The following is a 15,088-nucleotide window of genomic DNA, read 5'->3' as shown; positions in this document are numbered from 1 at the left end:
ATGGGTGACGGTAAGAAGCTGTCGTCGCTGGATGCGTCGTTTCTCTATCTCGAAACGCCGGAGATGCCGATGCATGTCGGCAGCATGGCGATCTTTCGCCTGCCTGACGACTACAAGGGCGACTTCTTCGAAGACTTCAAGGCGATGATCGCCTCGCGGTTGCACATCGCGCCGATCCTGAAAGCACGCCTCGAAAAGGCGCCGCTCGACATCGACCATCCCTCCTGGGTCGAGGACGACCAGTTCGACATCGACCGTCACATCTTCCGCGCCAGCCTGCCGGCGCCGCGCGACCGCGCCACCCTCGAGCGCATCGTCGGCTGGATGCATGCCAAGCTCTTGAACCGCGCCCGGCCGCTCTGGGAGTTCTACGTCTTCGAGGGCATGAAGGACAACGAGGTCGGTCTCTATTCCAAGATGCACCACGCCGCCATCGACGGCGGCGCCGGCGCGGCCTTGACCAACATGATCTACGACATCTCGCCGATCCCGCGACAGGTCGATCCGCCGACGGGTGGCGCGAAACCCGGCCAGGAGCCGCGCGACATCGCCGCGAATCTGCTCGATTCCTATCAGCAGCTCTTCACCCAGCCGCTCGAGGCCTCGCAAGCCGCCAAGAACCTGCAGCTGCCGCGCACGGGCAAGAGCGATATCGGCTCGATCCTGTTCGACAATGCGATGTACCAGATCGAAAGCGCGGTGCGCTTTGCCGGCAACATCCCGACCGTGCTCAGAAGCGTCTCCGACGTGCTCGGCAAGATCTCCGATCCGAACTCGCGCGAGAGCCTTGCCAGCATGGTCTCGCCGCCGACCATGCTGAACAAGTCGATCTCCTCCGAGCGCAGCTTTGCCGGCGTCTCGATTCCGCTGTCGCGCGCCAAAGCGCTCGCCAAGCAGGCCGGCGGCAAGCTCAATGACGTGGTGCTCGCGCTCGCCTCCGGCGTAGTGCGCCGCTATCTCCAGCAATATGGCACGCTGCCCGCGAAATCGCTCACCGCGGCGGTGCCGATCTCGCTCCGCGAGGAGGGCAATACCGAGGCCAACAACCAGGTGTTCGGCATGATCTGCTCGATCGCCACCAATGTCGAGGATCCGAAGGGACGTCTGGAGGCGATCATCGCGCAGTCGACCAAGGCAAAGGAGATGTCGCATCCGTTGCGCGCGCTGATGCCGCAGGTTTCCAACATCTCGATGCTGGGTGCGCCGATGATGGTGCAGATCCTGGCGCTGCTCTACAGCCGCTCGAACCTGTCGGACGTGCTGCCGCCGGCAGCCAACATCACCGTCTCGAACGTGCCGGGGCCGCGGCAGACGCTCTATGCCGCGGGCGCCGAGCTGCTCCACATCTATCCGGTGTCGATCTCGACCCACGGGCAAGCGCTCAACATCACCGTGCAAAGCTATCGCGACCAGCTCGATTTCGGCTTCATCGTCGGCGCCAACATCATCCCGCACGTGCAGGTGATGTGCGACATGCTGCCGGAGGAGTTCGCCGCGCTGGAGGCGGCCTACGCACCGCCCGCGGCTGACGTCAAGGGCGCCGCCGAGTAGGGAAGTTTGCCAGGAATCCCATGATGATTGAAATGCCGCCGCTCAAGTTCGTGCAGACGAACGGAATCCGCATGGGCTACTACGAGGCGGGCCCGAAGAGCGACAAGCCGCCGATGGTGCTGTGCCATGGCTGGCCGGAGCTCGCCTTCTCCTGGCGTCACCAGATCAAGGCGCTGAGCGAGGCCGGCATCCGCGTGATCGCGCCGGACCAGCGCGGCTATGGCGCGACCGATCGGCCCGAACCGGTCGAGCATTACGACATGGAACATCTGACCGGCGATCTCGTCGGCCTGCTCGACCACCTCGAGATCGACAAGGCGATCTTCGTTGGTCACGACTGGGGCGGCTTCATCGTCTGGCAGATGCCGCTGCGGCACCCCTCGCGCGTCGCCGGCGTCGTCGGCGTGAATACGCCGCATTGGGACCGGGCGCCGGCCGATCCGATCGAGCTATTCCGCAAGCGGTTCGGCGATCAGATGTACATCGTGCAGTTCCAGGACCCGGCGCGCGAGCCAGACAGGATTTTTGGCAGTCGTGTCGAGCAGACCTTCGATGCCTTCATGCGCAAGCCGTTGCCGCGGCCAGACGCGAAGCCGGCCGAGCCGCCGGTTGCCGGCGTTGGGGCGTCGTCGAAAACCAACCTGGCGTTTCCGCAGATGATCGCGGCCTATGACGCAAAATTCGATCCGCGCACGCCGATCCTGTCGGCGGAGGAGAAGAAGGTGTTCGTCGACACCTTCACGAAAACCGGCTTCACCGGCGGCATCAACTGGTACCGCAACTTCACCCGCAACTGGCAGAACTCCAAAGGGCTGGACCATCACGTGCGCGTGCCATCACTGATGATCATGGCCGAGAATGATGCGGTGCTGCCGCCCTCGGCCGCGGACGGGATGGAGAAGCTGGTGCCGGATCTCGAAAAATATCTGGTCAGGGATAGCGGCCATTGGACGCAGCAGGAAAAGCCGGAAGAGGTCAGCGCCAAGCTGATCGAATGGCATAGAAGGCGGTTCGGCTAAGCCGTCTTTGCAGGTCCGTCATTGCGAGGAGCGAAGCGACGAAGCAATCCAGATCTATCGCCGTGGATGCATTTCTGGATTGCTTCGCTTCGCTCGCAATGACGATGTTGAATACCGAGGCAGGGGGATAAGAACGTCAATGTCATCCAAGAACCGTCTGGACCCGATCCCGCGTCCGCCGACCAAGCCCGTGGTCGGCAACATGCTGTCGCTGGATTCGGCTGCGCCCGTGCAGCATCTGACGCGTCTTGCCAAGGAGCTCGGCCCGATTTTCTGGCTGGACATGATGGGATCGCCGATCGTCATCGTCTCCGGCCATGATCTCGTCGACGAGCTCTCCGACGAGAAGCGCTTCGACAAGGTGGTGCGCGGCGCGCTGCGGCGGGTGCGGGCCGTCGGTGGCGATGGCCTCTTCACGGCCGATACCAACGAACCGAACTGGAGCAAGGCCCACAACATCCTGCTCCAGCCCTTCGGCAACCGCGCCATGCAATCCTATCACCCGAGCATGGTCGATATCGCCGAGCAGCTCGTCAAGAAATGGGAGCGGCTCAACGCCGACGACGAGATCGACGTCGTTCACGACATGACCGCGCTGACGCTGGATACGATCGGCCTGTGCGGCTTCGACTACCGCTTCAATTCCTTCTACCGGCGCGACTACCATCCCTTCGTCGAGTCGCTGGTGCGCTCGCTCGAAACCATCATGATGACCCGCGGCCTGCCGTTCGAGCAGCTCTGGATGCAGAAGCGGCGGAAGACGCTTGCCGAGGACGTCGCCTTCATGAACAGGATGGTCGACGAGATCATCGCAGAGCGGCGCAAAAGCGCGGAAGGCTCGGACGACAAGAAGGACATGCTCGCCGCCATGATGACCGGCGTCGACCGCTCGACCGGCGAGCAGCTCGACGACGTCAACATCCGCTACCAGATCAACACGTTCCTGATCGCGGGACACGAGACCACCAGTGGCCTGTTGTCCTACACCATCTACGCGCTGCTCAAGCACCCGGACATTCTCAAGAAGGCCTATGACGAGGTCGATCGCGTCTTCGGTCCTGACGTCAACGCCAGGCCGACCTATCAGCAGGTAACGCAGCTCACCTACATCACGCAGGTTTTGAAAGAGGCGCTGCGGCTGTGGCCGCCGGCGCCGGCCTACGGTATCTCGCCGCTGAAGGACGAGACCATCGGTGGCGGCAAGTACAAGCTGAAGAAGGGCACCTTCACGACGATCCTGGTGACGGCGCTGCATCGCGATCCCAGCATCTGGGGACCTAATCCCGATGCCTTCGATCCCGAGAACTTCAGCCGCGAGGCGGAGGCGAAGCGCCCCGTGAATGCCTGGAAGCCGTTCGGCAATGGCCAGCGCGCCTGCATCGGCCGCGGCTTTGCCATGCACGAGGCCGCGCTTGCGCTCGGCATGATCCTGCAGCGCTTCAGACTGATCGACCACCAGCGCTACCAGATGCACCTGAAGGAGACGCTGACGATCAAGCCGGAAGGATTCAAGATCAAGGTCCGTCCGCGCGCCGATCGCGAACGGGGCGCCTATTCCGGCCCTGCGACGGCGACCACGAGTGCGGCTGCACCGCGCGCCACCACACGTCCCGGGCACAACACGCCGCTGCTGGTGCTCTATGGCTCCAATCTCGGCACGGCTGAGGAGCTTGCGACGCGTGTTGCCGATCTTGCCGAGGTCAACGGCTTTGCCAGCAAGCTCGCACCGCTGGACGACTATGCCGGCAAGCTGCCGGCGGAGGGCGGCGTGCTGATCTTCTGCGCCTCCTACAACGGCGCGCCGCCGGACAATGCCACGCAGTTCGTCAAATGGCTCCATGGCGACATGCCGAAGGATGCGCTCGCAAAAGTGCGCTATGCCGTATTCGGCTGCGGCAACAGCGACTGGGCCGCCACCTATCAATCCGTGCCGCGCTTCATCGACGAGCAACTGGCCGCCCACGGCGCGCGCAGCCTCTATGCGCGCGGCGAGGGTGACGCGCGGAGCGATCTCGACGGCCAGTTCGAGACGTGGTTCGCCGCTGCCGCACCCGCGGCCGTGAAGGAGTGGGGGCTGACGGCGGATTTCAGCCGCAACGCCGACGACGCGCCGCTCTACAAGGTCGAGCCGGTCGCACCAGGCGCCGTCAACGCGATCGCTGCGCTCGGCGGCACGGCCGCGATGAAGATCCTGGTCAACGAAGAGCTTCAGAACAAGAGCGGTCCCAACCCGTCCGAGCGCTCGACCCGCCATATCGAGGTGCAGTTGCCGCAGGGCGTGAGTTATCGCGTCGGCGATCATCTCAGTGTGGTGCCGCGAAACGATCCCGCGCTGGTCGATGCGGTTGCGCGCCGCTTCGGCTTTCTTCCAGCCGACCAGATCAAGCTTGCGGTAGCCGAAGGCCGCCGTGCGCAATTGCCGGTCGGCGAGAGCGTGTCGGTCGGTCAGCTCCTCACCGATTTCGTGGAGCTCCAGCAGGTCGCGACGCGCAAGCAGATCCAGATCATGTCGGAACACACGCGCTGCCCGGTGACCAAGCCGAAGCTGCTCGCCTTCGTCGGCGACGATGCAGAGGCTGGCGAGCGCTACCGCGCCGACATATTGGCCAAGCGCAAGTCGGTATTCGATCTCTTGATCGAATACCCGGCCTGCGAGCTGCCGTTCCATGCCTACCTCGAAATGCTCTCGCTGCTGGCGCCGCGCTATTATTCGATCTCGTCCTCGCCGTCGGTCGATCCCGCACGATGCAGCGTCACCGTCGGTGTGGTCGGTGGGCCGGCCGTATCGGGCCGCGGCATCTACAAGGGGATCTGCTCGAACTATCTCAGCGATCGCCGTGCCAGCGACACGATCTACGCGACGGTGCGTGAGACAAAGGCCGGCTTCTGCTTGCCTGATGATTCCTCGGTGCCGATCATCATGATCGGGCCGGGCACGGGGCTCGCGCCGTTCCGCGGCTTCCTCCAGGAGCGCGCCGCGCGGAAGGCCAAGGGTGCGACGCTGGGACCTGCAATGCTGTTCTTCGGCTGCCGCCACCCCGACCAGGATTTTCTTTACGCTGACGAATTGAAGGCATTGGCCGCGAGCGGCATCGCCGAGCTGTTCACGGCATTCTCGCGTGCCGAGGGACCGAAGACCTATGTTCAGCACGTACTCGCCGCGCAGAAGGACAGGGTGTGGAGTCTGATCGAGCAGGGCGCGATCATCTATGTCTGCGGCGATGGCAGCAAGATGGAGCCCGATGTGAAGGCAGCGCTCGTCGCCATCTATCGCGAGAAGAGCGGCAGCGATGCTGGCGCCGGCGCGCGCTGGGTTGAGGAACTCGGCGCGAGGAACCGTTACGTACTCGACGTCTGGGCGGGCGGCTAATCCGAGCCGTGCCGTCATAGCCCGGATTGCGCTTCGCTCCATCCGGGCTACGAAGCAAATCGTGCTAAAGCTCTCGAATGATTCCCTGGGAAAAAATCGATACCGCACGGATACCCGGCTCCGATGGCGAGCTTCGCCTGATGCGCCGTGGCAAGGAGTTCTCCATCATGCTCGGCACCAACGAGCTGATGAACAGCCGCCTGTCGGGCTCCGAGGCCGCACTCGCGACGCTCGCGGCGAAACAGATCGAGAAGGTCGCCAAACCCGTTGTCCTCATCGGCGGATTGGGCATGGGCTTTACGCTACGCGCGGCGCTCGCCGTGCTCGGAAGCAAGGCGCAGATCGTGGTGGCCGAACTGGTCCCTTCCGTGGTGGCATGGGCGCGAGGTCCGATGGCCGAGATTTTCGGCGACAGTCTCGAAGATTCTCGCGTTGATATACGGGAAGCAGATGTTGGGCAGTTGATCGAAAGGCATCCGCACGGGTTCGATGCGATCCTGCTCGACGTCGACAATGGCCCGGAAGGTCTCACCCGCAAGGCCAATGACGCCTTGTACGATGTCGCCGGGTTGAAAATTGCCCACGCCGCGCTGCGGCGGGGCGGCGTGCTCGCGGTCTGGTCCTCCGGCCCGCATGCGAAATTTTCACGCCATCTTCGTGATGCGGGCTTCGAAGTCAACGAAGTCAACGTCCGCGCGACCGGAAAGGGCGGTGGCGCGCGCCACGTGATCTGGATCGCGAGGAAGGGTTAGGCCGCCTTCGCCGCCGCGCCATGCGCGTGTTTGTCGATGGCGTCGATGATTTGCGGCCAGAAGCGCATCGGTAGTGCGTGGCCCATGCCGTCGATCATCAGCAGCGTTGCGTTGGGGATCGATGCTGCGGTGTCCTTGCCGCCTTCGGGGTGCACCAGGGGATCCACGGTACCGTGGATGACGAGCGTCGGCGTCTTCACGCTTTGCAGGCGCTCCTTGCGGCTCCCGGAGGCCAGCACGGCGCGCAACTGCCGCCCGACGCCGGCCGGATTCAACCCGCGTGCGAATACGCGTTCGGCGCGGCTGGGATCGAGCGCCTCTTCCTCCGGAAAATGACCGGCGCGCAGCACTTTCCAGGTCTGGCCGTAGCGGACGATGAATTCTTCCTTGTTGCGCGGAGGCGGCGCCATCAGCATGGCGGCGGCCTCGCGGGTCGGCGGCGGCACGCGCGGATTTCCGGTCGTCGACATGATCGAGGTGAGCGAACGCACACGCTGCGGAAATGACAGCGTGACTTCTTGCGCGATCATGCCGCCCATCGAGGCGCCGACGAGATGCGCCGACTTGATCCCGAGCGCGTCCATCAGGCCGATAGTGTCCCTGGCCATGTCGATCAGCCTGTAGGTTGCGGCCACCGGAATTTTCAGGAAGCGCAGCTTCAACAACTCGAACGGCGTCAGCCGCTTGCCGCCGGTCAGATGGCTGGACTTGCCGATGTCGCGATTGTCGAAGCGGATCACGCGAAAGCCGCGCGCGGCAAGCTGTTCGCAGAACGCGTCATCCCAGTGAATCATCTGGGCGCCGAGCCCCATGATCAGCAATAGAGGCTCGGCATTGTCGTTGCCGAAAATCTCGTAGCAGATGTCGATGCCGTTGGCGCGGACGGTCTGCGGCGGCTGATGAGCGGAAGCATTCACGGGCATGTTCCCCTTGCTGGCATCAACGTTGTATCGCACGGTTTGCCGCCGCAAAGAAGCCGCCAGCGCGATACCGGGCCCTCGCTCGCGGGTTGACCCGACCGTCACAACGGTGTGGTATGGCGGGAAAAGAAGGGCAACACAGCCCTCGACCTGGAGGACACCGATGACCGACAAGATCAATGATCCGGTCGCCTTGTGGCAAAAGATGATTGGCGAGATGGAGAAAGGCTTCAACTCGTTCGCCACCAAAGCGATGGAGACGCCCGAATTTTCGCAGGCCATGAACCGGGCCGGCGGCGTTGCTGCGGGTGCTCAGAAGCAGTTCGGCGATGTCATGGAGAAATACCTCCTGTCGATGAATCTGCCGAGCCGCGAGCAGATGACCGGCATTGCCGAACGGCTGCAATCCATCGAAGGCCAGCTCGCCGAGATCAGGTCGATGCTGAGCCAGATGTCGGCCTCGTCAGGCGTATCGGCGACAGGCGCGGCACCACGGCCGCCGCGCACCAAACGCCCGCCGCCCGAGAGCGGAGAGCAGAAATGAACGCGCCGACGGGACTTGATTTCGCAGAGATCCCGGAGCGCATCCAGTCCGAGGTGCAGCGCGCCATCATGCGCAGCATCAAGGGCGTCGAATATTTCTCCACCTCAGCTCCCACCCTCGGCTCGACGCCGAAGGATGTGCTGCATTCACGCGGCACCATGAGCCTCTATCACTACCGCCCGATGTCGGACGAGATCTACCGCGTGCCGGTGCTGATCGTGATGGCGACCACCAACCGCGGCTACATCCTCGATCTCGTGCCGGGCCAGAGCTTCATCGAGTTCCTGCTCAAACGCGGCTACGACGTCTATATGCTCGACTGGACCGCGCCGCGGCCGGAAGAGAAAGGCCTGGCGATGGAGGACTACGTCCTCGACTTCATCCCGGATTGCGTCCGCCGCGTGCAGGAGGATTCCGGCGAGCAGGACGTCTCCATCATCGGCTATTGCTTCGGCGGCGTGTTGTCGCTGCTCTACGGCTCGATCGTCAACGACGGGCCGATGAAGAATCTGATCTGCTTCACCACGCCGATCGACTTCCGCGAGATGAAGCTGTTCTCGAATTTCTCCGACCGCCGCTATTTCGACGTCGATCGTCTCGTCGACAGCGTCGGCAACGTGCCGCCGGAGATGATCCTGTCCTCCTTCGAGATGCTGCGCCCGGCCTCGCGCGCCGTGAGCCAGATCCAGCTCTGGGAGAACATCTGGAACGACGAGTTCGTCAAATCCTACCGGATGTTCGACCGCTGGGCGACCGATACGCTGCCGCTCGCCGGCGAATATTTTCGCGCCATCACCAAGGACCTGATGTGGGACAACAAGCTCTTCAACGACACCATGTCGGTGGGGGGACGTGCGGCAAAGCTCGAGAACATCAAGGTGCCGATTCTGCATGCGGTCGCCGAGCACGATCACATCGTGCCGTATGACGCCGCAAAGCATCTGATCACGAAGATCGGGTCGCAGGACAAGGAAGAGGTGATGCTGAAGGGCGGCCACGTCTCTCTCGTCGCCGGCGCCAACGCCATCAAGCGGCTGTGGCCGAAACTGGATACCTGGCTGGGGAAGAGGTCGACATGAGTGAAGCGCGTTCCTATCCGCGTCACGTCAAGACGGAGGCTGGAGACGTCGAGATCCGCCTGATGTCTCCGGCAGATGAATCTGCCGTGCTCGCCTTCGGCAAGGCGCTGCCGACGCATGATCTGCTGTTCCTGCCGCGCAACATCAGCGAGCCGAAAGTGCTGTCGGCCTGGGTCAAGGAGATCGAGTGCGGCGCGATTCAGAGTCTGCTGGCGGTCAGGGGTGGCACGGTCGTCGGCTGCGGCACGCTGGTACGTGATCCCCATTCCTGGTCGCCTCATGTGGGCGAGCTCCGGATGGTGGTGTCGCAGGATGTTCGCGGGAAGGGGGTGGGGCGGGCGTTGTCGCAGGAGACCTTTGCGCTCGCGCTCGGTGCCGGCCTCGAGAAGCTCTCAGTCCAGATGACGGTCGACCAGCAGGCAGCGATCGCCCTGTTCGAGAGCCTCGGCTTCAAAGCCGAAGCGCTGTTGCGCGACCATGTCCGGGATATCGACGGCAAGACCCACGACATCGTCGTGCTCGGGCACAACATCGCGCAGGTCCAGGCCCAGATGGAGGCCTACGGGCTGCCGGGCGCCGTCCAGCATTAAAAGGGTTCGGTCCGCCCAGGCATCGAGGGTGGCTAGGGAGGCATCATAATGCCTCTCGTTTAAGCTGTTCACGATTTCGTGATATCGCAGTGCAATATGAATATTGCGCCGCACAATTAACCGTGCCATATAAGTCGTGCCCCGGGCCAATCCGGACGGGGTGAGCCCATAGCTCAGACAATTGAGGATGGAGAGACCCTATGACGACCGAAACCAATACCGCTTTCGAGGGCTTCAAGGACGCGTTCAAGAACATCCAGAACCTGGAAGTTCCCGAGTCCGCCCGCGAATTCGTGAAGAAGACTGCCAACACCGCCAAGGACCGTGCTGCCGAGGTTTTCGCTGGCTCCGAGCGGGTGACCGCCGCCATTGAGAACGCGGTGACCGAATCCGTTTCCGAGGCCGGCAAGATCAGCCGCAACATCCAGCAGGCGATCTACGAGGACGCCGAGGCGTTCTTCTCCGGCATCGACAAGCTCGCTTCGGCCAAGTCGATCAGCGAAGCCGTCGAGATCCAGTCCGGCCTGCTCCGTGCCCGCGGCGAAGTGTTCGTCTCGCGCGCCAAGGCGACCACCGACTATCTCGGCAAGCTCGCCGCCAATGGCGCGAAGTCCGCTCAGGACAATTTCGCGAAGGTCTACAACAAGACCGCCTGATCTGGCGTTCTGAGTGAAAACTGAAATTTAAGGCCCGCTTCGGCGGGCCTTGTTTTTTTGACTACCGTCATTGCGAGGAGTCAACGGGTCCGGCCTTCGGCCGGCCCGATGACAGGCTCCGCGACGAAGCAATCCAGAGTCTTTCTGCGGCAAGATTCCTGGATTGCTTCGCTTCGCTCGCAATGACGGGTACTGTGACCATTCATGACCACATCCGGCACCTTCTCCTTCGATGTCCCCGGTGATGCCGAGCGCGCGGTCGAACTGCGCCGCGTGAAAGCGCTGGCGACGTTCGTGTTGGCCTCGACGCTGGCGCTGTTCGTGGTCGCGAAATGGCTGCTCAACGTGCACCCCGTATTCGGCTTCATCGCGGCGTTCGCGGAAGCCGCGACCATCGGCGGGCTCGCCGACTGGTACGCGGTGGTCGCGCTGTTCAAGCGGCCGTTGGGCCTGCCGATCCCGCACACCGCGATCATCCAGAGCAACCAGGCCCGCATCGCCGACAAGCTCGGCGAATTCATCCAGGTGCACTTCCTCGAAGCGGGGCCGGTCGAGGCCAAGTTGAAGGAAATCGACTTCGGCTCGTTCGTTGCCGACTGGCTGCGCGAGCGCAAGCGCAGCGATGATCTCGCGCGCTTTGCGCTGCGGCTGTTGCCGGAGGCTTTCTCAGCTACGGAAAGCTCGGGCCTGATGACCTTCATCATCCGCCGCATGTCCTCGCAACTGCAGGCCATCGATCTCGCGCCGCTCGCTGCCGGCACGCTGCGCGGCTTCGTGGCGGAGGGGCGGCACCAGGTCCTGTTCGACGATCTCCTGCGGGTCATGCACGACACGCTGACGGGCAAGGAGACCATGGCGATGATCCGCGAGAAGGTGCGCGCGGAGTTGCCGACCCTGCTCACGCTCTATCGTGCCGACAAGTTTCTGGTGAACAAGATCGTGGCCTCCGCGAGTGCCTTTTTCGAGGAGGTTCGCGGTGATCCCAAGCATCCGTTCCGCGGCGAATTCGATCGCATGGTGCTGACCTTCGTCGACCGGCTTGGCACCGACCGGACCTATATCGACCGCATCGACGGTCTGAAGCGGGATCTCTTGGCGCGGCCCGAGCTTGCGGATCTTGCGCGCACGGTGTGGGCCAACACGCGCGCCTTCATCGAACGCAGTGCCTCCGGGGAGACGCAAGTGCTCCAGCATCATCTCGCCGGCATGTTCGTCGCCGCCGGCGAGGCGCTCGCGGGCGATGCGGAGCTGCGCGGCGAGATCAACAAAGGCCTGGTCACGGTGCTGCGCAGCTTCATCGCCGACCAGAAGAGCGGCGTCTCGACCTTCATCTCCGACCAGGTCAAGTCGTGGAACATGACGCAGTTGATTTCGCTGATCGAAATCAACATCGGTCGCGATCTGCAATACATCCGCTTCAACGGCTCGCTGATCGGCGGCCTGGCGGGCCTCGTGCTCTACTCCGTAGAATTCCTGCTTCGCTTGCTGTGACTTTTGCGTCACGGCCGTTAGCATTAACGCGCGGGCCTATTGTCGCCCCCGTTCTCACCGGCTTGAATGTCGGGAACCGGCCGCCTAGCTGATTCATGTTGCGCTGCGGAACGATCAAGAAGCCGGCGTCTTACAATTCACGCCCATTGACCGGCACCGCGGCCGGTGCCTTCAGAGGAAATACCGATGACCGCTACTGCCCAGACGCTGCGTCCGCCGTCCCGCACTCTGATGTTGCTGGAGGGGCGGGCAATCCACGAACTTGGCGCCTTCCTCGGCGCGCTGCCGATGCTCAGTCTCGCGGCGCGAGGCGACGGCCATCCAGTGCTGGTGCTGCCCGGCCTCGTCGCATCCGACGCTTCCACGCGGCCGCTGCGCTCGTTCCTGAGGGGCAAGGGATATGCCGTCAGCGGCTGGCGTCAGGGCCGCAACTATGGCCTGCGCGAAGGCGTGCAGCATGCGATGGTCGATCTCGTCCGGGAGCTCAGCGACACCCATGGCCGCAAGATCAGCCTGGTCGGCTGGAGTCTTGGCGGCCTCTATGCGCGGCAGCTCGCCAAGATGATGCCGGATCGCGTGCGTCAGGTCATCACGCTCGGCAGCCCGTTCGCCGGCGATCCCCGTTCGACCAACGCCTGGCGCGTCTATGAATGGGTGAGCGGCCGCAAATCCGACGAGGAGGATCCGCGCTTCGGTGGTGCGCTCGCAGAGCCGCCGCCGGTGCCAACCACTGCGATCTTCAGCCGTACCGACGGCGTCTGCGCCTGGCAGGGCTGCATGGAGAAGACGGGCGCGCAGACCGAGAGCATCGAGGTCGAGAGCAGCCACTGCGGCATGGGACACCATCCCGCCGTGGTCTATGCGGTGGCCGATCGTCTGGCGCAGAAGGAGGGCCAGTGGCAGCCCTTCGACCGCGGTGGCTGGCGGAGCTTGGTCTATCCCGATCCGCATCGCTAGTTCTTAGCCTCTCCCCGCCTGCGGGGAGAGGCCGACACGCGAAGCGTGGCGGGCGAGGGTGGCTCTCCGCGAGTCCGTCTGTCACCGTCTTTGCTGAAGCAGCCCGCCACCCCAACCCTCTCGGCGCGAGCGAGGCTCGTCGCTGCCCCGTAAGAACGGGGAGAGGAGACCAGATAGCGCGCGGCGTTGTCCCTTCGGCGCAAATCGCGCTATGCCATGACACATGGCGCATCCGCTTTCCCGCATCATCGATCAGCTCAAGCGCGAGCCGTCGCGTACCGGCTCCATCGTCATCACCGTGTTCGGCGATGCCATCGTGCCGCGCGGCGGCTCGGTTTGGCTTGGCACGTTGCTCGAATTTTTTGAAGGTCTCGACATCGACAGCGGCGTCGTTCGCACTGCGATGTCGCGGCTTGCTGCCGACGGCTGGCTCACGCGCGAAAAGGTCGGCCGCAACAGCTTCTATCGCCTTGCCGAAAAGGGCCGTCAGACCTTCGAGGCCGCGACGCGCCACATCTACGATCCGCCGCCGTCCGACTGGACCGGCCGCTTCGAGCTTCTGCTGATCGGCAACGGTGAGGACCGCGACGCCTCGCGAGAGGCGCTGCGCAATGCCGGCTTCGGCAGTCCGCTGCCGGGTGTGTGGGTTGCGCCATCGGGCGTGCCGGTGCCTGACGAGGCTGCCGGCGCGATCCGCCTGGAGGTCTCGGCCGAGGATGACAGCGGCCGCCGTTTGCTCAGCGCGAGCTGGCCGCTCGATCGTATAGCCGACGCCTATCTCAAATTCATGAAGATGTTCGAGCCGCTGCGTGCCGCGCTCGCGCGCGGCACCAGCCTCTCCGACGCCGAAGCTTTCACCGCACGCATCCTCTTGATCCACTACTATCGCCGCGTGGTGCTGCGCGATCCACTGCTGCCGGGCGAATTACTGCCGGCGGACTGGCCGGGCAGGGCGGCTCGCGAGCTCTGCAGCGAGATCTATCGCGCATTCCTGGTCCCGTCGGAACAATGGCTTGACGGCCACGCAACCAACGAAAAGGGGCCATTGCCGCCGGCGCGGAAGCTCCTGGAACGGAGGTTCGGCGCATAGATTTTATGTTACAGAAATATCTTGCATGATGTGAATTTTGTTATATATTGCCTCCCAATAAATCGGGAGGATGCGCATGTACACCCAGGCGCTGAATACGGCCGAGGCCGACGATCGCGGCATCGAGGATGCCGCCAGGGCCACGCAATTTCAGGCGCGCATCGATGCCGAGGAGCGCATCGAACCGAACGACTGGATGCCTGCGGCCTACCGCAAGACGCTCACCCGCCAGATCTCCCAGCACGCTCATTCCGAAATCGTCGGCATGCTGCCCGAGGGCAACTGGATCACCCGCGCGCCGACGCTGCGCCGGAAAGCCGCGCTGCTCGCCAAGGTGCAGGATGAATGCGGCCACGGGCTTTATCTCTACGCCGCCGCCGAGACGCTTGGTTCCTCACGCGAGGAGCTGGTCGATGCGATGCTCGTCGGCAAGGCCAAATATTCCTCGATCTTCAACTATCCGACGCTGACCTGGGCCGACATCGGTACCATCGGCTGGCTGGTCGACGGCGCTGCGATCATGAACCAGATCCCGCTGTGCCGCTGCTCCTACGGTCCCTATGCCCGCGCAATGATCCGCGTGTGCAAGGAAGAGTCCTTCCACCAGCGCCAGGGCTACGAGATCATGCTGACGCTGTGCCGCGGCTCGGACGAGCAAAAGGCGATGGCGCAGGATGCGCTGAATCGCTGGTGGTGGCCGGTGCTGATGATGTTCGGCCCGCCCGATGCCGCGAGCCAGCACAGCGACACTTCGACGAAGTGGAAGATCAAGCGCTTCTCCAATGACGAGCTGCGGCAGAAGTTCGTCGATGCCACGGTGCCGCAGGCGCAATATCTCGGCCTGACCATTCCCGATCCCGGCATGACGCAGGATGCCGACGGACACTGGCGCTACAGCGAGATCGACTGGACCGAATTCAAGCAAGTGCTCGCCGGCAACGGCCCCTGCAACCGCGACCGCATCGCCGCGCGCCGCAAGGCGCATGACGAAGGCGCCTGGGTGCGCGAGGCGGCAGCCAGCTATGCGGCGAAACGCCAGCAGCGCCAGACCGCGCAAGCTGCCGAGTAG

Annotated in this window: 13 protein-coding genes; 12 read left to right on the top strand and 1 reads right to left on the bottom strand. The window is 63.6% G+C overall.

Translation table 11 applies throughout. The annotated features are described in order from the left end of the window. The 4 genes from ACV1FX_RS25040 to ACV1FX_RS25025 all read left to right on the top strand — a co-directional run bounded on the left by ACV1FX_RS25040 (position 1) and on the right by ACV1FX_RS25025 (position 6,692). Positions 1 to 1,551: a WS/DGAT/MGAT family O-acyltransferase gene (locus ACV1FX_RS25040; RefSeq protein ID WP_473120241.1), complete on the top strand. Its 1,551-nt coding sequence runs from the start codon at positions 1 to 3 to the stop codon at positions 1,549 to 1,551. Between the two features lie 23 nt (positions 1,552 to 1,574). Continuing rightward, complete coding sequence (locus ACV1FX_RS25035) at positions 1,575 to 2,570, top strand: alpha/beta fold hydrolase (protein WP_473120240.1); 996 nt, start codon at positions 1,575 to 1,577, stop codon at positions 2,568 to 2,570. A 139-nt stretch (positions 2,571 to 2,709) separates the two neighbouring features. After that, positions 2,710 to 5,940, top strand: a complete 3,231-nt coding sequence (locus tag ACV1FX_RS25030; RefSeq protein WP_473120239.1) for a bifunctional cytochrome P450/NADPH--P450 reductase — start codon at positions 2,710 to 2,712, stop codon at positions 5,938 to 5,940. 77 nt (positions 5,941 to 6,017) lie between these two features. Further along, positions 6,018 to 6,692, top strand: a complete 675-nt coding sequence (locus tag ACV1FX_RS25025; protein ID WP_473120238.1) for a spermidine synthase — start codon at positions 6,018 to 6,020, stop codon at positions 6,690 to 6,692. Here the strand turns inward: ACV1FX_RS25025 and ACV1FX_RS25020 are convergent. Further along, a complete protein-coding gene (locus tag ACV1FX_RS25020) occupies positions 6,689 to 7,615 on the bottom strand; it encodes an alpha/beta fold hydrolase (protein ID WP_473120237.1) in 927 nt (308 codons plus the stop codon). The two genes, ACV1FX_RS25025 and ACV1FX_RS25020, sit on opposite strands and share 4 nt — an antisense overlap. Positions 7,616 to 7,775: 160 nt before the next feature. Between ACV1FX_RS25020 and ACV1FX_RS25015 the strand changes: the two genes are divergently transcribed. From ACV1FX_RS25015 to paaA, 8 genes are all read left to right on the top strand, one after another. After that, on the top strand, positions 7,776 to 8,156 hold the full coding sequence (locus tag ACV1FX_RS25015) for a hypothetical protein (RefSeq protein ID WP_473120236.1): 381 nt from the start codon (positions 7,776 to 7,778) through the stop codon (positions 8,154 to 8,156). Then, positions 8,153 to 9,235, top strand: coding sequence for an alpha/beta fold hydrolase (locus ACV1FX_RS25010; RefSeq protein WP_473120235.1), 1,083 nt, complete (start codon positions 8,153 to 8,155; stop codon positions 9,233 to 9,235). Before ACV1FX_RS25015 ends, ACV1FX_RS25010 begins: the two co-directional genes overlap by 4 nt. Next, positions 9,232 to 9,825, top strand: a complete 594-nt coding sequence (locus ACV1FX_RS25005; protein ID WP_473120234.1) for a GNAT family N-acetyltransferase — start codon at positions 9,232 to 9,234, stop codon at positions 9,823 to 9,825. The genes ACV1FX_RS25010 and ACV1FX_RS25005 overlap by 4 nt, the downstream gene beginning before the upstream one ends. 200 nt (positions 9,826 to 10,025) lie before the next feature. Then, entirely contained in the window at positions 10,026 to 10,481 is a 456-nt protein-coding gene (locus ACV1FX_RS25000) for a phasin (protein WP_473120233.1), read from the top strand. 204 nt (positions 10,482 to 10,685) lie between these two features. After that, positions 10,686 to 11,972 (top strand): DUF445 domain-containing protein, encoded by a 1,287-nt coding sequence (locus ACV1FX_RS24995; protein WP_473120232.1) that lies wholly within the window; start codon positions 10,686 to 10,688, stop codon positions 11,970 to 11,972. Positions 11,973 to 12,158: 186 nt separating this feature from the next. Further along, on the top strand, positions 12,159 to 12,929 hold the full coding sequence (locus tag ACV1FX_RS24990; protein WP_473120231.1) for an esterase/lipase family protein: 771 nt from the start codon (positions 12,159 to 12,161) through the stop codon (positions 12,927 to 12,929). A gap of 223 nt (positions 12,930 to 13,152) precedes the next feature. Beyond that, entirely contained in the window at positions 13,153 to 14,019 is an 867-nt protein-coding gene (paaX, locus tag ACV1FX_RS24985; RefSeq protein ID WP_473120230.1) for a phenylacetic acid degradation operon negative regulatory protein PaaX, read from the top strand. A gap of 76 nt (positions 14,020 to 14,095) precedes the next feature. Next, entirely contained in the window at positions 14,096 to 15,088 is a 993-nt protein-coding gene (gene paaA, locus ACV1FX_RS24980; RefSeq protein WP_473120229.1) for a 1,2-phenylacetyl-CoA epoxidase subunit PaaA, read from the top strand.

It is taken from the genome of Bradyrhizobium ingae (assembly GCF_055791185.1).
Note: the sequence above shows the minus strand (reverse complement) of the source record. Positions and strands in the feature narration are given on the sequence as shown.